Source organism: Janthinobacterium sp. TPC_1, assembly GCF_056037845.1.
Genome location: NZ_CP195157.1, coordinates 4800030 through 4819635, shown reverse-complemented (window position 1 = coordinate 4819635; position 19606 = coordinate 4800030). Strand labels below are relative to the sequence as shown.

Below are 19606 nucleotides of genomic sequence, written 5' to 3'. Positions count from 1 at the left end.
TAACAACTATCGGTTTGGATAAAGCGGGTGCTGCGCAAATATTTACGTTCCAGGCTGCCACGGGCCTGGCCTTGTCGGGGGCGGCGGGCGTCAGCCACGGTCGCCATCCTTGTCATCCACGGCGGCCGTCACTTCCGGCGCATCGAGTTCGCGCAGCATGACGACGGAAACCTGCTTGAAGCCGCGGCCCTGGAAGAATTGTTGCGCCGTCAGGTTGTGTGCGCCGCATTCGAGGAACAAGCGGGCGATGCCGTGGCTGCGTAGCTCGTCGGCCACCCACTCCACCAGCAAGCTGCCGATGCCGCTGCCGCGCACGGAAGGCAACAAGACCAGGTCATCCAGCGCGGCGAACGATTTCGAGGCGCGCTGGCGCGTATCGATGGACACCAAGGCCATGCCGACGATGATGCGTCGCCTGCGGTGGCGACGGCCAGCAGGGTCGAATCGCCATGCGTCCAGTCGTGCGACAGGGCGGCGCGGATTTCGCCGCGTATGACTTCAGGCAAGTCCGCGCGCCAGTTGCCGGGCGCGTCGGCGCGTTCGCCCTGCAGCTCCGAATGGGAGATATAGTCGGCGCTGACGTTATCAAGGTAGAGCTTGCACAGCGCATCTTCGGCGGTGGCGTCGTGACACCAGCTGAAGCTGATGGCGGGGGTATGGACTTGGGCGTTTTGCATGGCGGATCTCGTGTTATTGAAGTAGTAAAAGCATTTTATGTCGCCCCTGAATGGCATTCAAGTTAAAATCCATCTGTAAAACAGATAGGTGGATGCCATGCAATGGACTTTGGAACAAATGCGTTACTTTGAAGCAGCTGTCGCGGCCGGTTCTTTCTCGGGCGCGGCGCGCCGGCTGGGCCGCGCGCAATCGGTGGTCAGCACCTCGATCGGCCTGCTGGAAGCGGAGTTCGGCTTGGAACTGTTCGACCGCTCGCGCCGCAGCGCCGTGCTGACGGAAGCGGGCAAGGTGATGCATCTGGAAGCGTGCGAACTGCTGCGCCAGGCCGAGCGCTTGCAGCTGCGCGCCCAGTTGCTGAGCGAGGCGCCCGAAGCCCAGCTGACCCTGGCGCTGGACGAAGCCCTGCCCTACCTGGCCATCGGCACTTTGGTAAAAGAGCTGGCGGCGCGCTACCCGGCGCTGGAACTGGTGATGCTCAACGCCACGGCGTCCGAAGTGGCGCAATACGTGGAGCAGCAGCAAGCCGACGTGGCCTTCCACTTCGACCGCGGGCCGATTTCTCCCGTGCTGGAACAGCAGCACATCGGCAGCGTGGCGCAAGGCGTGTTCGTGGCCAAAGGCCATCCGATGGCGCATGGCCAGGAAGTGAGCCGCAACGAGCTGACCCGTTACCGCCAGCTGATCATGGATTCCGAGCTCAACCGCGAACACGCGTTCAGCCCCGCCGTGTGGTTTTCCGACAGTTTTTACAGTATCGCGGAAATGGTCGCCGACGAGCTGGGCTGGGCGATCCTGCCGCTCAATATCGCCAATTACGACAACTACAAGGGCTATCTGCAGGAAGTACCCTGCCCTGCGCTGGCTTTATCCAGGCTGCCGGTGCGGCGGCTGTCGATTCATGGGAAAAAGCTCAGCGAGACGAGTTTGTGGTTGACGAACAGGCTGGCGGAGTTGCTGGCGGATGGGCCGCGGGGGTGAATAGTGGCCATGGCGGAGCTTGACGACGCCAGCGGCGAAAGCTCCACCAAGATGCTGGCATGGAAAGTCGGCGCCAGCCTTTGAATTGTAGAACTTCATTCGAACGATTGATATCTCATTTAAAATCAAATTACCAGCAAGGCATGAAATTATGAAGATAAGCTGCGACTATGCAAGAGAAGTTGAAATTGCGGTGGAGTTTCCGATTTCAATACTATGCGAATATAATGGCCATGACAATTTAGATGTGACGCTCGATGATAATATAATATATCTGATTAATGAGGCCTTGAGAAAATCCGGAGTATATGTAAAAAACACAGCAATGAAGACATATTATTCCGAGAAAAATGAAGAAATTCTAAGTTATCAACTGACATTGATCGTTCGGCCACCAGGATTTGACTTATATTGCATTGTGAATGACTTGACTCAGGAGAATTTTCATCAAGGATTATGTATTAAACTACAATCTCAGCATCATGGTTTTAGAATAGTATATGCGGAATCTGCAGTCGGATGAGGCTGAACTGAGCATTGATGTATTTTCGAGGCCTGAGTTCAAGAGCAAGCTCACCTGCAGGTCGTTCTCTACCCAGGCTTCATATGTCAGGAAGGATTGCAGCATGGATTTCGATTGGCATGGCAGTACCATCACCCGGCACACGGTCATTGACGCCAACTACAGGAACACCCAAAACGTCAGGCGCTTCCTGCTTGCCCAGTGCGGGCCAAAGTTCAAGCTTGACCGTGAATTCATGGCCTGGATCGGCGATGGCGCCGTCAAAAACATGGGCGATGTCGCGGATGAATGGATGCGCCGACATAATCAAGCCGGTGATGCGTAAATAAAAAATATTGATAAGCACTGAAAGCGTTACATGATGCACTCAACCGTCGTAAGCAGCTGGCTCGCCATGGCAAAAGACGATCCCGTGGAAATTGATCCCGACGATATCAATTACGAAGCCCGAACCAATATGTGGAGCTTTTCGCCCACGGACGAGGAAACGCCGCAGATTCATGCGGCCGATATCGTTGCCTTCATCGGCCAGGTGATCGCGGCCCGCCGCAGCGCGCTCCAGGGCGAGGACATGCTGTTCTATTGCTGGCACGATGCGCAATGCCGGCAGTTGCGCTACAGCCTGGTGTCGCGCTCGCATGGCCGGCTGCCGTTTCGTTGCGCGCTGCGCGAAACGCAGGATTTATCTCTGATCGCCGAGCGCGTGGTGAACGGGGACTGGCGCAACGAGCACTATATGCAGGCCCCGTCGGAGGACGGCGATGAGCAAGTGCCGTTCGTCCTGCCCGTCTTCGTGGTGCCAGTGCCGTAGGAATCAGCACGCCAGAAAGCGTGCTGGCCGGCAAGCCTCCAGGGCTAGCGCCGGCTGGCCATCGACGATTTCCCCGCTGGCCAGCTGGCCCACGATGGCCGCCAGCACGACGCCCGGATGCATGGCGCACACGTACACGCCGCCCACCTGCGGCAGATAGCCGATGACGGGCACGCCGTCAAGCGGCATGGGGCGCAGGCCGATGCAGGCCAATTCCGGCGCGATGGCCTCCGCCCCCTCCAGTTCGTCCCGGATCGCGCTGGCCGTGCGTAGCGCGATGGCGGCCGGCTGGTTTTCCGGCGCGTCGTCCAGGTAATCTTCCGCTGCCAGCATGGTCCCGTCCTCGGCTTGCCGCACTTCCATTGCATGATTGGAAATAATCGCGCGCACGAGGCCCGGCGGCGCCTGGTAGCGCAGGAAGATGGCGGGCGAGGCGTGAATCGGCAAGTCTACTCCCAGCTGCGCGGCCAGGCTGGCCGTGCCCGTCCCCGCCGCCAGCACGACCATATCGGTCCCGATGCGGCCCGCGGCCGTCTCCACGCCCGTCACCCGCGCGTCCCGGACGGTAAAACCCAGCACGGGCGTGTGCGTGCGGACCGTCGCGCCGAGCGCCTGGGCTGCCGCCAGCAAGGTATGCGTGGCGGCAACGGCGTCGAGCGCGCCCTGCTCCGGCTCGTACAGCGCTTGTTCCGGCGGCTGCCGCAGACGTGGTTCAAGCCGGGCGATGCGCGAGCGGTCCAGCACGATGGATGACGAAGACACGCGCCCATCCTGCGTGCCATACGACAAGGCGCCGTGCCAGCGCACCGTCAGGCCCGGCACCTGCGTTTCCAGTTGGCGCCAGGCCGCGATGGCGCCGCCGCGCAGGGCCGCGATGGGGTCAATCCCCGCGCAGGACGTGTTAATCCAGGCAAACGAGGTGCCCGTCACGCCGGACGCGACGCCGCCCGCCTCGACCACGGTGACTTGTGCGCCCTTGCTGGCCAGGTGGTAGGCGAGCGACGCGCCGACGATGCCGGCGCCGATGACGACGATGCGTGCTGGACGTTTGAGGCTTTCCTGATTCATCTCTGATAATTGTTTATTTCTCACAGGATAGAGTCTACCCCAGCCGCCCGCAAATCCAGCGCATAGGCATGGCCATCGACAACATTGCCTTCCACCATGGCGATATCGGGCACGGCCATTCCCTGCACGAAACCGCAGCGCTCCAGCACGCGGATCGACGCCGCATTGCCATCGATGGCGTAGGCACACAGACTGGCCAGCCGCCATTCGTCTTGCGCCAGATCAATCAGATGGCGCAGCGCGGCCGTTGCCAGGCCCTTGCCCGCCTGCTGCTCGCCGATGCGGTAGCCGACTTCGGCCAGGCCTTGCTCCCGGTCAATGTCCTTGAGGTTGGCGCGCCCGATCAATTGTCCGTGTTCAGCCACGATGACGCAGGGATGCATGCGGCCCTGTGCGTGCTCGTCCAGAAATTGCGCGACGTGGGCATGAATGCCGTCGAGGCTGTAAAAATCATCGGGGCGCCGGTCGATATGGCGCTCGAACCAGGCCCGGTTGGCTTGCTCGAAAGCCAGCAAGGGCGCGGCATCGCCGGGGCGCAGGGTGCGAATGGTAAATATGCTCATGGAGACTCCTGGAAAGGCATGAGTCTAGTGACGCGCCGCCCGGCCCGTCAATCTTGATTCCATCAATCAATATAAAGCGACAGCCGCTACAATGGCCGCCATGAACAACGATCTGTCCGCTGCCGAGGCTGCGCGCCTCTTGAACGTCAGCCTGCCCACCCTGTATTCCTACGTGAGCCGGGGTTTGCTCGCTTCCGTCAGCAATGGGGCATCGCGCCGCAAGCGCTATCCGCGGGAAGACGTGCTGCGCCTGGCGGCGCGCAAGAACGATGCCAAACGCGGTGGCCAGACGGCCATGGCGGCCATAAACTGGGGCTTGCCCGTGCTGGAGACGCGGATTTCCCATATACTCGATGGACGGTTGCTGTACCGGGGCTGCGATGCGACGGCATTGGCCGAATCCGCGACGCTGGAGGCTGCCGCCGGCCTGCTGTGGGACGACAACGCGAGCGACTATTTTCAGCAGGACGCGCCAGCCCTGCCGCCAGGGCTGGCCGGCGCGCCGGACGGGCCCCCGCTGGCGCGCGCCATGCTGGCCCTGGCCATGTTGGCGACAGCGGACATGGCGCACTCGCTGCCATCCGGCCCCGCCCTGATGCGCATCCTGGCCGCCGCCCTGCTCCGGACGGCGCCGTCCATCCTGCCGCTGCACCTGCAGCTGGCCCGGGCGTGGCAAGCCGATGCGGAGCAAACAGAATTGATCCGCGCCGCGCTCGTGTTGCTGGCCGACCATGAATTGAATGCATCGACCTTTGCCGTGCGCTGCGTCGCCTCGACGGGCGCCAGCCTGCCCGCCGCGCTGATGGCCGGCCTGGCGGCCTTGTCCGGCGACAAGCACGGCGGCGGCAGCGCGGCGGCCCGGCGCATGTTGACGCAGGCGCTGGCCGCACCGGATGCCGGGGCCGCCATCGTCGCCTGTTACCAGGCCGTCGCGCCGGAATTCGCCGGATTTGGCCACCCGCTGTATCCAGGCGGCGACCCCCGCGCAGCGTATCTGCTGAAAATCCTGTCGAGAATGGCGCACGAGAAACCGGAACTGGCCGCCATCCTGGCCGTTTGCGCGGCGGCGGGCCAGTTGCGCGATGCGCGCCCGAATGCCGACCTGGCGCTGGCGGCGATGGAACTGGCGTTCGGTTGGCCCGAGGGCGCGGGCATGGTGGTGTTTGCGCTGGCCCGGTCGGCCGGCTGGATCGCGCATGCCGCCGAGCAAGCGGACAGCGCGGCCCTGATCCGTCCGCGCGCACGCTACATCGGGCGCCATCTGCGCGATTAAAATAGTCGCTTGATTTATTACGCATACGTAGTAGTATACTCCGCATGCGTACCAATACCTCTCCCCAATCCGACCGCACCGATGCCGCTGCCTGCCCGCTGGGCGAGCGTTCGCCGCGCCTGTTCAACCTGCTCAACCTGGCGCGCCAGAACCTGTTCCGCTCGGCCGATGCCGTGTTTACCAGCGAACTGGGATTTTCCGGCACGCAAGTTGTCGCCCTGTTTGCCCTGAAGGGCGAGGAAGGCTGCCAATTGAAGGATTTGGGGCGGGCGCTGCAGCTGAAAAACTCGGCCGTCACGGGCCTGGTGGCGCGCATGGAAGAAAACGGCCTGATCGTGCGCGGCCAGTCGGCGCTTGATGCGCGCGCCGGCACCCTGCACATGTCGGCCAGGGGCGGCGAGGTGCTGGCCGCCGCCCTGCCCCTGCTCGACAGCCTGAATGAACAACTGAAAGCGGGTTTCAGCGAGGAAGAACTGGCCATCGTCGCCCGCTTCCTGCTGCACGCCTCGCGCCTGCGTTTTGCGCAAGATCAAGCCACCCCACAGACAAAAGCTGGGGTCAGACCCTGAGGGTCTGACCCCGGTCATTGCCCTTGGGTTAAGCATTTTCATACCCTTTTTTCTCACCCACAGGAGTTACCATGCACCCCAACGACATGACCGGCTTGCAACTGATGCAAGCTTTCGCGCAAGGCCTGTTCCCCCGGCCCGGCATTTCCAAGACCATGCCCATGGATGCGCATACGATCGAGCACGGCCGCGTGATCTTCACGGCCACGGCGAATGAAAACCACACGAATCCCATGGGCGGCGTGCATGGCGGTTTCGCTGCCACCGTGCTCGACACGGTCACGGGCTGCGCCACGCACACTGTCTTGCCGGCCGGCGAAAGCTATGGCACGACGGACCTGAACATCAAGATGTGCCGTCCCCTGCCCTTCAACGTGACGGTCTTTGCGGAAGGCAAAGTCATCAATGCGGGACGCAACCTGGTCATTTCCGAAGGCACGATCCGCGACGAAGCGGGTAAAGTCTACGCGCACGCGACGGCCACCTGCATGATCATCCGGCCCCGGGAACAAGCGGCCGCATGATACGGCCCGGCATTAGTTTGTGCAGTTTTCAGCTGTATCGACATTCAGAAAGATTGGAATTTTGCATGAAAGGCACCATCGAATGGATTTCCATGTAAGCGCTAAATCCTATAATTGCTACGGCGGTCACACGACGTTGTCTCCGATTGGGGATTTTCTTCTGGCGGGAGGGGGCAGTTTTGGCGACGCGATTAAGGAAATTGCAGTCACGCTTCACTTTGGAGACTCTGGTCCGGCAAAGAAGACCTTGGAATCGCTCCTGGAGACGCACAATAGTTTCCGCTCAACGCTACCTAAGATCACTTATCGAAGAGCAAAGGGCAAGGTCGAGATCGATATCGCCAGCGAATTGATGGAAGGTCGGGACTGGACGCGCTCTCCAACATTGTCCTTGCCACTTTTTAAGGCAGGTGTTGATGAAGTCATCCATGCACTCGGGCTATTGCGAACGCGATTGAAGCGCACCGATGATTTCAGCCTGGAGCGATTTCTAGAGCACTGTGAAGCCGCCAAGAAACGCGTCCCGCATTCGGGGGAAGCTCTGCAACTCCTTGCATCGGGGCTGGAGGCAGCAGCACAAGCCCAGCGTGATGCAATGTCACCCTGGGAGGCGTTGGGAATTGATTGGGAGGACTTTCATCCCAAAGCACGCGAAATTCTCGATGATCCATTTTTTTGGAGTTGCGCGGATGATTTCTCGCCGAACGGCAATGATACTGGAGCCGATCTTCTGGAGAGCTATCGCGATTGGCGCAAGACGCACAAGGACGTCATGCCAATTCGATTCCTTGAGAAACTGGCAAGACAGTGGGGATACTCCGACATCAACGCCATGGACTATGATGTGCGCTGCGAAGCGTCGATTGCTCTCGCATTTGCCGATATCAAGCTAAGAGCGGCATGCGACCAGCAGGCGCGACAACTGGCATTGGACTGTATTGGGCAGCAAAGAGCCCGGGCGCTGGCCGCCGGGAACTGGTCTCATCGCGAAGAAAAGCTCAATGCGTTGAATCAGATCGAAGCAAAGTTACAGCAAATTTCACTGTCAACTTAACTGCGGGCGGCAGCAATGGGCACAAGCCGCCGGAAGCTGAGCTTGACGAACACCAGCCTGCCCCGGGCGCACCTCGCATATTTTATACAACATATTGCGCAATATATTGTATGATCGGCTTTCACCGTGGGGGGGAACATTAGAATGCGCTATCACTTATGTCTGCTTCAAACGCTGTCGGCACTGTCCATCGTCTGCGCATCAAGCGCTTTTGCCGAGGCACCGGGCATCTCGCGAGACGAAAAGGGCGCGGTCATCGCCTCCCTCGATAGCGCCCTGAATGCGAACTACCCGTTTCCGGACATCGCAAGAAAAATTGCGCCGGTGCTTCAGGAGCGTCTGAAAAAGGGAGACTATGACGCGGCGGCCACGAAGGCTGAGTTTGCGAGCAAGCTGACCGACGATCTCGTCAAAGTCAGCGGAGACCTGCATTTTTTCGTCGGTGCCGACGCGAAGTGGATCGCCGAATTCAAGGCGAAGGCCGATCCGGCGCTCAAGGCCAGTATACGAAAAGAAGAATCGCGCAGGCTGGAGGAAACCAATTTCGGTTTCGACGAGGTCGCCCGCCTGAAGGGAAATATCGGTTATATACGATTCAGCTATTTTGCCGATCCCGAGCTTGCCTATGATACGGCCGCGTCTGTTATGCGCTTCGTCGGCAATACGGATGCCGTTATCATCGATTTGCGCTATAACAATGGCGGACATCTGGAAATGGCGCAATTCCTGGCGAGCTATTTCTTTTCCAGCGAGAGAGACCAGCTGCTCTTCGACTATTATTATAATGAGGATGGCAAGCGTATCCAGCGCGGGCAATGGGTGCTGCCGGGCTTGCCGGGCAAGCGCATGGTGGACAAGCCCGTCTATATCCTGACCGGCTCCACGTCGTTTTCCTCCGCAGAATGGTTTTCCTATGCGATGAAGAAGCTTGGGCGCGCAACCCTGATCGGGGAGCGGACAGCCGGCGGTGCGCATCCGGTCGCGCGCAAGCCGCTCAACGACGATTTTTTCGTGCAAGTGCCGATCGGCCAGATCCAGGATCCCGTGGACCATGGCGATTTCGAAGGAACCGGCGTGCAACCCGATATCGCCAGCCCCTCGATTCGCGCGCTGCCGCTGGCGCACAAGCTGGCGCTTGAAAATCTGGCGAAGAACGATGAGGCCAGGCGAACCGAACTGGCCTGGCTGCTCCCGAGCTTGACGGCAGCGATCGAGCGCCCGCACGCCGATGTCCGGATGCTGGCGAAAGCGGCCGGAAAATATGAAGGCCGCCAGATCATTCTGGACAATGGCACGCTCTATTATCTCTGGCGCGAACGGCTTCGGGTCGCGCTTGAGCCGATCGGCCCCGACCTGTTCGCGGTGGAAGGCGTGTCAGATTTTCGATACCGCTTGAATGTTTCAAGCGGGAAAGTGACGGAGCTGGAACGCGTGAACAAGGATGGCAGCATCCAGAGGTACAAGCGCCTTGACTAAACAGACACTTCACCCGGCCGAGATCGATGACGCGGTGTTCCTCGGCCGCGCCGTCGAACGGCTGAGCGTCCTGATCGCCGAGCAATCCAAGACGGTCTTCGATACGATGGGGATCGTCATCCCGGTTCGCTCCTGTTCGCTGATGACTGTTCTGGCAACGCTCGGCTCGGCCTCCGCCTCGGATCTGGCGCGCGAACTCGGACATTCGCACCAACTGGTCATGCAAAAGATACCAAAGCTGCTACGCCTGGGCCTCATCCGGTATCGGAACGACGACCATGATGCCCGGCGACGGATATTGATGCCCACCGATGAAGGCTTGTCGCAGCTGGAGAAATTCGAGCAGTGCACGGTGCTGATACGGGCGGCCTATGCCGGCTTGTTTGCCGAGGTGGGAGACGTCAGGCAATTCGTGGACCGGGCCGCCGATGCGCTCAACGCGAGGCCGCTGGACAAGCGCATCAGTTCCCCGGGCTGACGGACACGGTGTTCACTCCTGCCTGGCTTGGTGAAATACGGGGCTTCAATTTCGCCGCTGTAGCAGTCGTCCGGCTGATACAGCATGTGCGTGTACGCGGCGCCTTGTGTCTTGTCGCTGCCGCGCCGCGCTTCTAGACTGGGGCCTTCTCCACGCTGCGACTGCCTGCCATGACCGAACTTCTGCCCCTGATGAGTTATTGCTTTGTGATGTCCGCCACGCCCGGGCCCAACAACGTCATGCTGGCCACCACCGGCGCCAATTTCGGCTATCGCGGCGCGCTGCCGGTCATCCTCGGCATCCAGGCCGGCATCTTCGTGCAGACCATGCTCATGTGCGTGGGACTGGGCAGCGTGTTCGTCGCGTACCCGATGGCGCAGCAGCTGCTGCGCATCGCGGGCGCGCTGTACCCTGATGTTCCTGGCCTGGAAGCTGGCCGGCGCCTCGGTGGCGGGAGGCAGCGCGCCGAAGGCCGTGTCGTTCGCGCAGGCGGCGCTGTTCCAGGCGCTGAACCCGAAGAGCTGGCTCAAGGCGATCACCATGGCGTCGGTCTTCATGCCGGCGCAGGGCAACATGCTCGCCAGCGCGCTGCTGGTGTCCGTGACCGGCACCGTGGTGGGTACACCGTGCAACGCCATGTGGGCGCTGTTCGGCGTCTCGATCCGCAGCGTGCTGAAAGCGCCGCGCAACCAGCGCATCTTCAATCTGGCGATGGGCGCCGTGCTGCTGGTCCTCGCCGTGACGTTTTTACGCTAGACTGGCACCATGTTCGCCATCGACCGCTCCTCGCCTATCGCCCTCTTTAAACAGATCGAGGCCGCCTTGCGCCAGCAGATCGCGCAACGGGTCCTGCCTGGCGGGACCAGGCTGCCGTCGATCCGCCAGCTTGCCACGCAGCTCGCGGTCAGCACCAACACCGTGGTGGTGGCGTATGACAGGCTGGTGGCCGCCGGCGTCATCGATACGCACGGCACGACGGGCTTCTTCGTCTGCGCGCCGGCTGACGCCAGCCGCGCCATTCCCGACGAGGTGGCGCTGGAAGCGGGACAGGAGCAGGAGCCGGTCTGGCTGAGCCAGCAAGTGAACGACCAGCGGCCGGGCGTGCTGCTGGCCAGCAGCGGCGCCCTGCCGCCCACCTGGCTGCAGGATGCGCTGCCGGCCGCCGCCGTGCAACGTGGCCTGGCGCGCAGCGCGGCCGGCATGGCTTCGCGCTGCCCGCCGCAAGGGCTGGCCGAACTGCGCGAGCAGATCGCGCTGCTGCTGCGCGCGCATCGGCATCGCCGCGGACGCCGGCCACATCCTCACCACGTTCGGCGGCACCCATGCCATCGATCTGATCTGCCGCACCTTCCTGCAGCCCGGCGATACGGTGCTGGTGGAAGACCCCGGATACTTCCTGATGTTCGGCCGGCGCGCCAGGACGGCGTGCGCCTGGTGCCGATTAAGCGCCGCCCCGACGGCCTCGACCTGGACGAGCTGGAAGCGGCCTGCCGCGCGCACCGTCCGCGCCTGCTGTTCATGCAGACGGCCTTGCACAATCCCACCGGGTGGAGCAGCAGCGCCGCCAACTTGCACAAGGTGCTGATCCTGGCGCAGCAGTACGGTTTCCTGATCGCCGAAGACGACGTGCACGGCCATTTCCAGCCGGGCCACAGCACGCGGCTGGCGTCGCTGTCCGGACTGGACGGCGTGATCTATTACTCCAGCCTGTGCAAGGCGCTGAGCCCGGCCCTGCGCATGGGCTACCTGGCCGCGGCGCCCGCCCTGCTCAAGCTGCTGATGCGCACCAAGATCCACTCCATCATGACTTTGCCGGCACTGAACGAATACGTGCTGCTGGAAGTGCTCAAGGCCGGCAACCTGCGCAAGCACCTGGAGCGGCTGCAACGCAAGATCATGGTGGCGCGCAACGCCAGCACGCGGCAACTGAGCGCGGCCGGCGTGCTGTTCGAGCAGCCCGGCGACGCAGGCATTTTCCTGTGGGGCAGCATGCCCGCAGGGCTGGATGTGGACTTGCTGGTGCAGGACGCCTACCGCAACAAGATCCTGCTGATGCGCGGCGCCGCGTTCTCGGCCAACGACACGCCCGACCGGCACATCCGCTTCAACGTCGCCTTCAGCCAGCATCCGCGCGTAAGCGCCTACCTGGAAGAACGCCTGCGCGCCGTGGCTGGCGCGCGCTCAAGCCTGGCCCGCGCCAGCGCCGCCGCCGGCATCGCGCGCAAGGATGCTTAACAGGGTAGTGTTTATGGCACTCGGATTCCTGGCCGGCATCGCCTTCGCCATGCTGCCGCATGCGTTTGAGATCCTTGCAAAGACCAGCGTTTGTCGCGAATCATGCTCCAGCTTGCTGAAAGTCGTGTCAGTCGTCATCTATGCGGCCTTGCCGATAATGTGGGGCGGGCTTTTGGGCGTAGTGACAGGAAAGCCTCATGCAATACGCATATTGTTCACCAGTGCGCTATTCTCCCTGCTTGTCATGGCAGTATTGACCTGGTTTCTCTACAAGCAGCAACACCCATGATTTTCAAGCTTTTCACTAGACAGGCACCAGGATGCTTTTTTTCTCGCTGACGGGCAAAAGAATTGGCGTATCAAGCGTTCATGTTCCCTGCTCCTCGATTGGCTGCCCGGACTTGAGCAAGGTGAGGCGCATCCTGTTTGAGGAGGTCGAGTGAAACGCATAGGCTTGTCGCTCGGCTTTCTCATTGCCGGACTATTGACAACCTGGGCTGCATTGGTCGCTGGCAGTCACATGTCGTTCAGGTTTCATTTCAAGCTGCTGCACCGTGACGCGGGAGCTTGCTACGAAATTGGGCCGTGTTCGGTGCCCTGGTGGGTCATTGCCGCGCTGGCAGCCTATCTTCTTGGCCCATCGTTCATTTTTACGGTGACGGGATGGCTTAGCGCACGGCCCGGCGTTACCGCATCTAAAAAACTGCGCAGACTCTTGCTGCTGACAGTCCTTACCGTTCTCCTGTATCTGCTGGGATATGCCATCAGTTGAATGGTCAACGCAACCCACTGTTCAAACCCTTGCCGGCGCGCCGCCGCAAGCTGCTGCCGCGCAGCCTCAGCCCGCCGCCTTCTTCTTCCCCTTCAACAAACTCCCCGCCGCATTGTCCTCGAAGCGCCCCGCCTCTTCTATATAGCCGTGCACGGTGCCGTCGTGGCGCCAGCCGCCCTGGCGCTTGATGGCCTGGAAATCGGCGCCGGCCCGGTGCGCGCTGGTGGCCATGCCGCGGCGCAGGCTGTGGCTCGATAGTTCCGGCACGTAATCGAGGCCGGCCAGCCGGGCGCAGCCTTCCAATATCGTGTTGATGCTGCTCGCGTGCAACCCCGTCCCTCCCACATGGCCCCACTGGTTGACGGTGCGCAAGAGCGGGCCGCTGGCGATGGCGGCCACGCCCAGCCAGGCGCGCAGGGCCGTGGCCGGGCAGCAGACGCCGTCGCCGAACGGGATCGCCTTGACGATGCCTTCGCCCGACTGGTCCGTTTTCGAGCGGGGCAAGGTGATCACCAGGCCTTGTGGCTCCCAGCTCACGTCTTCCAGCTTCAAACCCACCAGTTCGCTGCGCCGGAAACCGCCAAAAAAGCCCAGCTGCAGCAAGGCGTTGTCGCGCAGGGCCTTGTTCGTGCCCAAAGCGCCCAGCCTGGCGACGATCAGTTCCAGGTCTTCCAGCGGCAGCGCCCTCGCCTTCTTTTTCGGCTTGCCGTGCAAGCGGGCGATGCCGGCCAGGGTCTTGCGCACGGTGGGCGTGGACGCGGGGTCCGCAAAGCCCTGGTACACATGCCACTGCGACAGGGCCGTCAGGCGCAGGGCCAGCGTGCGCGCATTCAGGCTGTCCGCATACGCCATCAAATAGCGGATGACGGTCGACTCGTCGGCAGGTAGCGCCCCGCCCCAGGCCTGGAAGTGGCGGATGGCGGAACGGTAGGTGCGGCGCGTGTTGTCGGACGTGGCGGCGGCCAGAAACGCCTGGTGGCGCGCGGCCAGCTCCGCATCGACCAGGGCGCCGTGTAAAGGCACAGGAGCCAGGGTGGCGCTTTTCGGCACGGCAAGGCGGCGTTTAGTCAGGGGCAAATCGGGCATGGCGGCAGCGAAATCGCGGTTTTGTACTAAGGGATACGCAGAATAGCATGCCAGACACCCCCATAACACGCGATAAGCGATCTTATCGCAGCTTATATTTTTCAAGAATCATTAAAATTTATATCGTAATATTATTCGATATTACGTATCATGTAATACGTTACTAAATTTCGCTCATAGGTGATTTCATGGCCCGCACCGGCATTTTGTACTCTGATGTTATGAAAGCAGCCCAAATCGTTGCTGCCGATGGGCGCAATCCCACGGTCGACAGCGTGCGCGAAGCGCTGGGCAGCACGGGCAGCAAGAGCACCATCGCGCCCCTGCTCAAGCGCTGGAAGGAAGAGTTTCAGGGCGCGGGCGCCGTGAAAACGGAGGCAGGCTTGCCGGCCGAGCTGATGGAAGCGATGCGCGGTGTCTATGAAAAACAGCAGCGCGACGTGGCGCAGCAGCTGGAAACGGGCATGCTGCAACACCGCGCGGAACGCGACGCGGCGCTGGAAACACTGAAGAAGACGGAAACGGAGCGTTTAAAACTGACGGAGGCGCGCGCCGCCCTCACCCAGGAATTGCGCGCCACCCAGCACGCGCTGGCGCAATTGAAGGAAGAACACCATTTCCGGGCCGTCACCCTGGCGACCCTGCACAGCGACAACGCGGGCCTGACGCAGCGTCTGGCCGACCGCGGCGAAGAAATCGCCGCCCTGAACCGTCAGCTGGCGCAGGTGCGCTCGCAGTTCGATCATTACCAGGAGGCATCAGCCGCGCAGCGCAGCGAGGAACGGGCGCAGGCGCAGCAACAGATCAGCCGCCTGGAACAGGACAATGCGCAATTGCAGCAGCGCCTGCAGGGCCAGCAAGCGACCCTGGTGCAGCAAGACATGCGCCTGGCGCAACTGCAGGCGGAGCAAACGCGCCTGGCCAGCGAAGCAGCGGCCGACCGCGAGGCGCTGGCCACCGTGCGCCCCGAGCGCGACCAGTTCGAGTTTCAATACTTGCAGGCGGCCGCCTCTGCCGACGCCCTTCTGGCCAAGCTGGACACGGCCCTGCTGGCGCTGAACGACGCCAAGGTGGCGCTGGCCGCCCAAGACCGCCAGCTCGACATGCTGGCGGAGAATACGCAGGCAACGCAGCAGCGCGCCGAAGCGCTGGCGCTGGAACGCGATGCCTTGCTGCGCGACAATGCCGGGATGGCCGCGCGCCTGGCGCTGCACAACAAGGGGAAGCGCGATGTTTGAGCCCGTCTGCATGGTGCGGGATCTATATGATGGTCCCGGACAGGCCGGGGGCCGCATCCGAAGCCATGCTTACAGGCGCCGGTTCAGCACGCTGTCGATATCGTGGGTTGCCAGTTCAAGGTCGACCACGCCGTCCTGCAGCCAGTAGCCGTCGCCTCCCTGCTGCAGTGCATCCATGTCGAGCGCGCCCAGCGCTGGCGCGATGGCGCCGGCGAGCAAGGCCGCCGCGTCGTCCCATTCCCCGTAAAACAGTTTCAGATACCAGCCGTCGTCGTGGGCAAAGGCAAGAAAGCGGCCGCGCAAGGCGGGCAGTGGGATGAGCGCGCCACGGTGGCCGAGCAGCGCGGACACGTCCGCATCGCCGGGGGCCGGCGGCGCGCCCCGGTAATCGGCCCAGGCATGGCTGCCACAGGCGTACAGGTCTTCCCTGGTCAGGGCCGCTAATTGTTGCCGCGCCAAGGCCTGCCAGGCGGCAGGCTTTTTGATTGTGCCGGCGCTGCCCTTGCGCAGCACGATGCCGTCCGCGTCCAGCAGCGCGTGCATCACATCCTTGAATTCGATGCCGGAAGCGACCAGCATGCATGCGCTCGGCCGGGTCGTGCCAGATATACAGATAATGTCTCAAGTAGCGGTCCGCTTTGGTTTTGGCGCCGTATTCAGCGCCACGGCGGCGCGTATCAGCGCCTTGAACGCGGCGGTATCGAGGTGCGCGCCTTCGTGCTGGTCGATGGCCCGGCGCGTGTTGCCGTCCAGGCTGGCATTGAAGAGACCGGCCGGATCGGGCAAGGCGGCGCCCTTGGCAAAGGTGAGTTTCACCACCCGTTGATAGGTTTCGCCCGTGCAAATCATGCCCGCGTGCGACCAGATGGGCACGCCGCGCCATTTGACTTCCTCGACCACGTCCGGATCCGCCGCGTGGATCAGTGCCCGCACGGCGGCCAGGGTTTTGCCGCGCCAGTCGGCCAGCGCAGCGATTTTCGCATCGATCTGGCTGGCGGCGGACGCGCTGCTTGGCGCCTCATCCCCGGGCGGCGCGCCGCTTGCTGCTCTTTTCATGGCTCACGTCTCCTTCCTGTGCGCTTGCCTCACTGCCCCGTATCGGCCATGCAGGCGGCCAGTGCGGCAATGAACTGGTCGCGCAAGGCCAGGTATTGCGCATCCGTCGCGAATTCCCGCTTGTCCGCCGGCTGATTGAGCAGATAAGCGGTGGCGACCGTCCCGCTGGCCGCATGCAGCAAGGTATATAAACTGATCACGCCTGACGAATGCATGATGTACGGGTTGTTCAATCCTAGCACTTCCACGCCCTGGCGCGCGTCCGTTTCCAGCGGCACCAGCTGTGGCGGCTTGCTGTTGGCCGACATCTCCTGCATTTGCGCCACGATGGTCTGGCGGTCGGCGGCAAAGCCGCCTGCGGCACTGCGTTCGATTTTCAGGTTCACGAAGGGCAAGCTGCTTTTGTGAAACAACATCAGCCGATAGCCGTCGGCCGTCGATACCCGGCGCTCTCCCGCCTTCATCATGATGACGCGCGACGTCGCGCTGAGCGGCAAGCGGTCCTGCTGGCGGAACTGGAACTCGCTGCGGTTGATGCATTGCGCCAACGGCGCCAGGGGATCGGCCGTGCGCTCTTGCGCCTGGGCGGCCAGTGCGGCAACGAGCAAGGGAAGGACAAGCAATTGGCGGTGGTTCATGAAAGGCGTCGTTCATCGGGTTGGCGAGCAGGGAGAATAAGCGTCAACATTACCAAAAGGCAACTGTTTAGTTGCCATCCTCTAAATACCCATGGGCATAGCTTCTTAATATGAAATTCACCTGGCCCGCGTAGCATTCAGCTTGGCAAGGCGCTCACTGTGCAGCGCCTGCCCTCACCGGCTCAATCATGAATGACATCGCATTACCCTTGCGCCACGGCCCTGTCGTGGCACACCCCGCCAGCGGGCACCGCCTGAAAGCGGCGCTGGGCGCCCTGTTCTTTCCCCGCCAGCGCACGCGCTGGCAAGCTTTCCTGGACAGCATGCCCGGCTTGACTTCCCTGGCGCAGCTGCACCCCTGCCTGCGCTTCAAGATCTACCGCCCGTACGCCTCGCGCCAGCTCGCTTGCGCGGACCGCCTGGCCTTGCTGGAAGGACATTACCGCTTCCTGTGGCAAGCGGGCGCCCGCGTGCTGGTCGAGCGGGCCGCGCGCCAGCCCCTGGTGCTGGCCGCGTTCGAGGGCAAGGATGGGGCGCTGTTCCGCTTGCAGCTGACGGCCATTCACGACAGCTACCGCGAAGGCGAACTGTGCCTGCGCCTGACCCGCGACGGCCAGCCGCTGTATCTGGCCAGCTTTCTGTTCCTGCCGCGCGCCGATGGAGTCTCGCTGCAGCTGGGCGCGCTGCAAGGCTTGCGTTCCGAGGCGGGCAAGCTGGCCGTGAAGGCGGCCACGCGCGCGCTGCACGGTTGCCGCCCGAAAAACCTGATGGTCACGGCCCTCCGCGATTTCGGCGATTTTTTTGCCTGCAATAACCTGTTCTTGATCAGCAATGACAACCGCATCGCCCTCAATGCCCGGCGCAGACGCCATATTGCCACCGATTACGACCTGGCGTGGCAGGAATTGCACGCCTTGCGCATGCGCGACGGCAATTATCACTTGCCCTGCGCAGCCTACCGCGTGCCGGATCTGGCCGACGTGCCCTCGAAGAAACGCGCCGATGCGCGCCGGCGCGGCGAATTGCTGCAAGGCATGTCCGCCGGCATGCGCGCACAGCTGGCGGGCTTGCTGGAAGCGCCGATGGCTGAACATTGAGCAAGCACAAGCGTTGCCATACCAGCAAACATAAAACTCAGGCAACCTTCATGTTGGCGCCGTATCCTTCCCCATGCATGCCAGCCACCATATGCGGGGCCGGCGCGCATACGGCCCACCCTGGACAAGGTTTCCCATGACACCCACTTTCGCCCTCCTCCCCCTTTGCCTGCTCGGCGGCGCCGCATTGGCCGCCCCCACCCTCGACGACGCCGTGCGCCAGCGCGCGGAAGAATTGACAAGCACGGGCATGCACGCCAGCATCGTCATCGCCGTGATCGATGGCAAGGACAGCGCCGTCTACGGCTTTGGCAGCGTGCATGCCGGCAAGAATACCAAGCCGGGCGCCGACACCGTCTACCAGATCGGCTCCGTCACCAAGACCATGACGGCCCTGCTGCTGGCCGACGCCGTCGTCGAAGGCAAGGTCAAACTCGACGAGCCGGTGGCGGCAGTATTGCCGGGCTACACGGTGCCGGCCTTCGAGGGCAGGCAGATCAGCCTGCTCGACCTGGCCACGCATTATTCTGCGCTGCCGCGCCTGCCCGACAACTTCGCGCCGAAAGACCCCGCCAATCCGTATGCGGACTACACGGAAGCGAAGCAGCGGCAATTTCTCGCCGCCTACCATCTGCCGCGCGCGCCAGGCACCAAATTTGACTACTCGAACATCGGCTATGCCGTGCTGGGCACGGCCCTGGCGGCGCGCTCGGGCAGCAGTTATGAAGCGCTGCTGCAAAAGCGCATCGCCGTGCCGCTGGGCATGCGTTCCACCTCGAACACGCCCTCGCACGGCATGCTGGCGCGCCTGGCGCCCGGCCATTTGCTGTCGGGGGAGCCGACACCCGCCTGGGATTTGAACGTGGTGGCGCCGGCCGGCGGCGTGTATTCGAGCGCGCGCGACATGGTTGCCTACCTGCAAGCGTACATGTTCAAGCCGCTGCGCCCGTATGCGCTGGCGATCCAGCCGCAGCGTCCGGTGGCGTCTGGCGACGACACGAAAATCGGCCTGTCCTGGCTGCTGGAGCAGCGACAGGGACAAAGCTACGCCTGGCACAGCGGCCAGACGGGCGGCTACACCAGCTACGCGGCATTTACGACGGACGGCAAGCGGGGCGTGGTGGTGTTGACGAACACGGCGCGCACCATCGACGCGCTGGGCTTGTCCGCCTTGCTGCCCGGTACGCCCTTGCCGCCGCTGAAAAAGCCGCAAGCGGCCATCGAGCTGCCGCGCGCAGCATTGGCCGAATACGTGGGCGAGTATGCGCTGGGCGAGGATTTCACGTTGACGGTGTCGTTGGGCAAGCATGGCCTGGAAGCGGCCGGGTCGGGCGTCGGCTCGGCGCCCCTGTTTGCCAGCGCAAAAGATGCTTTCTTCTTCCGCGCCATCGAGGCCGACCTGGCGTTTACGCGCGACCCGGCCGGCAAGATTGCCGGCGCCGTGCTCACGCAAGGCGGGCAGGACGCCGTCTTGCCGCGCAAGCAGTAA

Annotated in this window: 25 protein-coding genes and 1 pseudogene; 19 read left to right on the top strand and 7 right to left on the bottom strand. The window is 62.6% G+C overall.

Translation table 11 applies throughout. The annotated features are described in order from the left end of the window. Window positions 1–90 precede the first annotated feature (90 nt). The gene (locus ACQVLG_RS23480) at window positions 91–405 is read right to left on the bottom strand and encodes a GNAT family N-acetyltransferase (protein ID WP_474295775.1); all 315 of its coding nucleotides are present in this window, start codon (window positions 403–405) and stop codon (window positions 91–93) included. Window positions 406–449: 44 nt separating this feature from the next. Here ACQVLG_RS23480 and ACQVLG_RS23475 point away from each other — a divergent pair, with 44 nt between their 5' ends. The 5 genes from ACQVLG_RS23475 (at window position 450) to ACQVLG_RS23455 (ending at window position 2990) form a co-directional block, all read left to right on the top strand. Next, window positions 450–743 carry a hypothetical protein gene (locus tag ACQVLG_RS23475; protein WP_474291216.1) on the top strand — a complete coding sequence of 98 codons (294 nt, stop codon included), beginning with the start codon at window positions 450–452 and terminating at the stop codon, window positions 741–743. A 31-nt stretch (window positions 744–774) separates the two neighbouring features. Further along, window positions 775–1656 (top strand): LysR family transcriptional regulator, encoded by an 882-nt coding sequence (locus tag ACQVLG_RS23470; protein ID WP_474291215.1) that lies wholly within the window; start codon window positions 775–777, stop codon window positions 1654–1656. A gap of 151 nt (window positions 1657–1807) precedes the next feature. Then, window positions 1808–2179 (top strand): hypothetical protein, encoded by a 372-nt coding sequence (locus ACQVLG_RS23465; protein ID WP_474295899.1) that lies wholly within the window; start codon window positions 1808–1810, stop codon window positions 2177–2179. Beyond that, window positions 2157–2504, top strand: coding sequence for a DUF6434 domain-containing protein (locus ACQVLG_RS23460; RefSeq protein WP_474291214.1), 348 nt, complete (start codon window positions 2157–2159; stop codon window positions 2502–2504). Before ACQVLG_RS23465 ends, ACQVLG_RS23460 begins: the two co-directional genes overlap by 23 nt. Window positions 2505–2573: 69 nt before the next feature. Then, window positions 2574–2990, top strand: a complete 417-nt coding sequence (locus tag ACQVLG_RS23455) for a hypothetical protein (protein WP_474291213.1) — start codon at window positions 2574–2576, stop codon at window positions 2988–2990. Between the two features lie 3 nt (window positions 2991–2993). Here the strand turns inward: ACQVLG_RS23455 and ACQVLG_RS23450 are convergent, their stop codons facing one another. Then, a complete protein-coding gene (locus ACQVLG_RS23450; protein WP_474291211.1) occupies window positions 2994–4058 on the bottom strand; it encodes an NAD(P)/FAD-dependent oxidoreductase in 1065 nt (354 codons plus the stop codon). A 20-nt stretch (window positions 4059–4078) separates the two neighbouring features. Further along, a complete protein-coding gene (locus ACQVLG_RS23445) occupies window positions 4079–4621 on the bottom strand; it encodes a GNAT family N-acetyltransferase (protein WP_474291210.1) in 543 nt (180 codons plus the stop codon). A 100-nt stretch (window positions 4622–4721) separates the two neighbouring features. On the opposite strand from ACQVLG_RS23445, the gene ACQVLG_RS23440 reads away from it, so the two are divergent. From ACQVLG_RS23440 to ACQVLG_RS23390, 11 genes and pseudogenes are all read left to right on the top strand, one after another. After that, window positions 4722–5894: a citrate synthase family protein gene (locus tag ACQVLG_RS23440; RefSeq protein ID WP_474291209.1), complete on the top strand. Its 1173-nt coding sequence runs from the start codon at window positions 4722–4724 to the stop codon at window positions 5892–5894. A 44-nt stretch (window positions 5895–5938) separates the two neighbouring features. Further along, window positions 5939–6463, top strand: coding sequence for a MarR family winged helix-turn-helix transcriptional regulator (locus tag ACQVLG_RS23435; RefSeq protein WP_474291208.1), 525 nt, complete (start codon window positions 5939–5941; stop codon window positions 6461–6463). Window positions 6464–6534: 71 nt separating this feature from the next. Then, window positions 6535–6987, top strand: a complete 453-nt coding sequence (locus tag ACQVLG_RS23430; protein WP_070288367.1) for a PaaI family thioesterase — start codon at window positions 6535–6537, stop codon at window positions 6985–6987. An 82-nt stretch (window positions 6988–7069) separates the two neighbouring features. Then, a complete protein-coding gene (locus tag ACQVLG_RS23425; RefSeq protein WP_474291207.1) occupies window positions 7070–8041 on the top strand; it encodes a hypothetical protein in 972 nt (323 codons plus the stop codon). Between the two features lie 144 nt (window positions 8042–8185). Beyond that, window positions 8186–9517 (top strand): S41 family peptidase, encoded by a 1332-nt coding sequence (locus tag ACQVLG_RS23420; protein WP_474291206.1) that lies wholly within the window; start codon window positions 8186–8188, stop codon window positions 9515–9517. Beyond that, a complete protein-coding gene (locus ACQVLG_RS23415) occupies window positions 9510–9995 on the top strand; it encodes a MarR family winged helix-turn-helix transcriptional regulator (protein WP_474291205.1) in 486 nt (161 codons plus the stop codon). The genes ACQVLG_RS23420 and ACQVLG_RS23415 overlap by 8 nt, the downstream gene beginning before the upstream one ends. A 170-nt stretch (window positions 9996–10165) precedes the next feature. After that, window positions 10166–10345 (top strand): annotated as a pseudogene (locus ACQVLG_RS23410) (LysE family translocator); the annotation flags it as partial. Window positions 10346–10409: 64 nt separating this feature from the next. Beyond that, window positions 10410–10751, top strand: a complete 342-nt coding sequence (locus ACQVLG_RS23405; RefSeq protein WP_474291204.1) for a LysE family translocator — start codon at window positions 10410–10412, stop codon at window positions 10749–10751. 9 nt (window positions 10752–10760) lie between these two features. Continuing rightward, complete coding sequence (locus tag ACQVLG_RS23400) at window positions 10761–12230, top strand: aminotransferase-like domain-containing protein (RefSeq protein WP_474291203.1); 1470 nt, start codon at window positions 10761–10763, stop codon at window positions 12228–12230. Between the two features lie 13 nt (window positions 12231–12243). Continuing rightward, on the top strand, window positions 12244–12519 hold the full coding sequence (locus tag ACQVLG_RS23395; RefSeq protein ID WP_474291202.1) for a hypothetical protein: 276 nt from the start codon (window positions 12244–12246) through the stop codon (window positions 12517–12519). Between the two features lie 150 nt (window positions 12520–12669). Then, window positions 12670–13002: a hypothetical protein gene (locus ACQVLG_RS23390; protein ID WP_474291201.1), complete on the top strand. Its 333-nt coding sequence runs from the start codon at window positions 12670–12672 to the stop codon at window positions 13000–13002. A gap of 66 nt (window positions 13003–13068) precedes the next feature. Here ACQVLG_RS23390 and ACQVLG_RS23385 read toward each other — a convergent pair whose 3' ends face one another. Further along, window positions 13069–14088 carry a site-specific integrase gene (locus ACQVLG_RS23385; RefSeq protein WP_474291200.1) on the bottom strand — a complete coding sequence of 340 codons (1020 nt, stop codon included), beginning with the start codon at window positions 14086–14088 and terminating at the stop codon, window positions 13069–13071. Between the two features lie 221 nt (window positions 14089–14309). Here ACQVLG_RS23385 and ACQVLG_RS23380 point away from each other — a divergent pair, with 221 nt between their 5' ends. After that, window positions 14310–15326: a DNA-binding protein gene (locus ACQVLG_RS23380; RefSeq protein ID WP_474291199.1), complete on the top strand. Its 1017-nt coding sequence runs from the start codon at window positions 14310–14312 to the stop codon at window positions 15324–15326. Between the two features lie 69 nt (window positions 15327–15395). Here ACQVLG_RS23380 and ACQVLG_RS23375 read toward each other — a convergent pair whose 3' ends face one another. The 3 genes from ACQVLG_RS23375 to ACQVLG_RS23365 are packed head-to-tail and all read right to left on the bottom strand — an operon-like array spanning window position 15396 to window position 17020. Beyond that, window positions 15396–15905: a hypothetical protein gene (locus tag ACQVLG_RS23375; RefSeq protein ID WP_474291198.1), complete on the bottom strand. Its 510-nt coding sequence runs from the start codon at window positions 15903–15905 to the stop codon at window positions 15396–15398. Between the two features lie 42 nt (window positions 15906–15947). Further along, window positions 15948–16382: a DUF1801 domain-containing protein gene (locus ACQVLG_RS23370; protein ID WP_474291197.1), complete on the bottom strand. Its 435-nt coding sequence runs from the start codon at window positions 16380–16382 to the stop codon at window positions 15948–15950. A 29-nt stretch (window positions 16383–16411) separates the two neighbouring features. Then, a complete protein-coding gene (locus tag ACQVLG_RS23365; protein ID WP_474291196.1) occupies window positions 16412–17020 on the bottom strand; it encodes a hypothetical protein in 609 nt (202 codons plus the stop codon). 188 nt (window positions 17021–17208) lie between these two features. Between ACQVLG_RS23365 and ACQVLG_RS23360 the strand changes: the two genes are divergently transcribed. Both ACQVLG_RS23360 and ACQVLG_RS23355 read left to right on the top strand, forming a co-directional pair. Then, entirely contained in the window at window positions 17209–18117 is a 909-nt protein-coding gene (locus ACQVLG_RS23360; protein WP_474291195.1) for a VirK/YbjX family protein, read from the top strand. A 136-nt stretch (window positions 18118–18253) separates the two neighbouring features. Continuing rightward, window positions 18254–19606 carry a serine hydrolase domain-containing protein gene (locus tag ACQVLG_RS23355; protein WP_474291194.1) on the top strand — a complete coding sequence of 451 codons (1353 nt, stop codon included), beginning with the start codon at window positions 18254–18256 and terminating at the stop codon, window positions 19604–19606.

What these genes read in the sequence shown, in the direction of transcription:
- ACQVLG_RS23475 (WP_474291216.1), top strand. Translation starts at nt 450, where the DNA reads ATGCGTCCAGTCGTGCGACAGGGCGGCGCGGATTTCGCCGCGTATGAC.
- ACQVLG_RS23470 (WP_474291215.1), top strand. Translation starts at nt 775, where the DNA reads ATGCAATGGACTTTGGAACAAATGCGTTACTTTGAAGCAGCTGTCGCG.
- ACQVLG_RS23465 (WP_474295899.1), top strand. Translation starts at nt 1,808, where the DNA reads ATGAAGATAAGCTGCGACTATGCAAGAGAAGTTGAAATTGCGGTGGAG.
- ACQVLG_RS23460 (WP_474291214.1), top strand. Translation starts at nt 2,157, where the DNA reads ATGCGGAATCTGCAGTCGGATGAGGCTGAACTGAGCATTGATGTATTT.
- ACQVLG_RS23455 (WP_474291213.1), top strand. Translation starts at nt 2,574, where the DNA reads ATGGCAAAAGACGATCCCGTGGAAATTGATCCCGACGATATCAATTAC.
- ACQVLG_RS23450 (WP_474291211.1), bottom strand. Translation starts at nt 4,058, where the DNA reads ATGAATCAGGAAAGCCTCAAACGTCCAGCACGCATCGTCGTCATCGGC.
- ACQVLG_RS23445 (WP_474291210.1), bottom strand. Translation starts at nt 4,621, where the DNA reads ATGAGCATATTTACCATTCGCACCCTGCGCCCCGGCGATGCCGCGCCC.
- ACQVLG_RS23440 (WP_474291209.1), top strand. Translation starts at nt 4,722, where the DNA reads ATGAACAACGATCTGTCCGCTGCCGAGGCTGCGCGCCTCTTGAACGTC.
- ACQVLG_RS23435 (WP_474291208.1), top strand. Translation starts at nt 5,939, where the DNA reads ATGCGTACCAATACCTCTCCCCAATCCGACCGCACCGATGCCGCTGCC.
- ACQVLG_RS23430 (WP_070288367.1), top strand. Translation starts at nt 6,535, where the DNA reads ATGCACCCCAACGACATGACCGGCTTGCAACTGATGCAAGCTTTCGCG.
- ACQVLG_RS23425 (WP_474291207.1), top strand. Translation starts at nt 7,070, where the DNA reads ATGGATTTCCATGTAAGCGCTAAATCCTATAATTGCTACGGCGGTCAC.
- ACQVLG_RS23420 (WP_474291206.1), top strand. Translation starts at nt 8,186, where the DNA reads ATGCGCTATCACTTATGTCTGCTTCAAACGCTGTCGGCACTGTCCATC.
- ACQVLG_RS23405 (WP_474291204.1), top strand. Translation starts at nt 10,410, where the DNA reads ATGTTCCTGGCCTGGAAGCTGGCCGGCGCCTCGGTGGCGGGAGGCAGC.
- ACQVLG_RS23400 (WP_474291203.1), top strand. Translation starts at nt 10,761, where the DNA reads ATGTTCGCCATCGACCGCTCCTCGCCTATCGCCCTCTTTAAACAGATC.
- ACQVLG_RS23395 (WP_474291202.1), top strand. Translation starts at nt 12,244, where the DNA reads ATGGCACTCGGATTCCTGGCCGGCATCGCCTTCGCCATGCTGCCGCAT.
- ACQVLG_RS23385 (WP_474291200.1), bottom strand. Translation starts at nt 14,088, where the DNA reads ATGCCCGATTTGCCCCTGACTAAACGCCGCCTTGCCGTGCCGAAAAGC.
- ACQVLG_RS23380 (WP_474291199.1), top strand. Translation starts at nt 14,310, where the DNA reads ATGAAAGCAGCCCAAATCGTTGCTGCCGATGGGCGCAATCCCACGGTC.
- ACQVLG_RS23375 (WP_474291198.1), bottom strand. Translation starts at nt 15,905, where the DNA reads ATGCTGGTCGCTTCCGGCATCGAATTCAAGGATGTGATGCACGCGCTG.
- ACQVLG_RS23370 (WP_474291197.1), bottom strand. Translation starts at nt 16,382, where the DNA reads ATGAAAAGAGCAGCAAGCGGCGCGCCGCCCGGGGATGAGGCGCCAAGC.
- ACQVLG_RS23365 (WP_474291196.1), bottom strand. Translation starts at nt 17,020, where the DNA reads ATGAACCACCGCCAATTGCTTGTCCTTCCCTTGCTCGTTGCCGCACTG.
- ACQVLG_RS23360 (WP_474291195.1), top strand. Translation starts at nt 17,209, where the DNA reads ATGAATGACATCGCATTACCCTTGCGCCACGGCCCTGTCGTGGCACAC.
- ACQVLG_RS23355 (WP_474291194.1), top strand. Translation starts at nt 18,254, where the DNA reads ATGACACCCACTTTCGCCCTCCTCCCCCTTTGCCTGCTCGGCGGCGCC.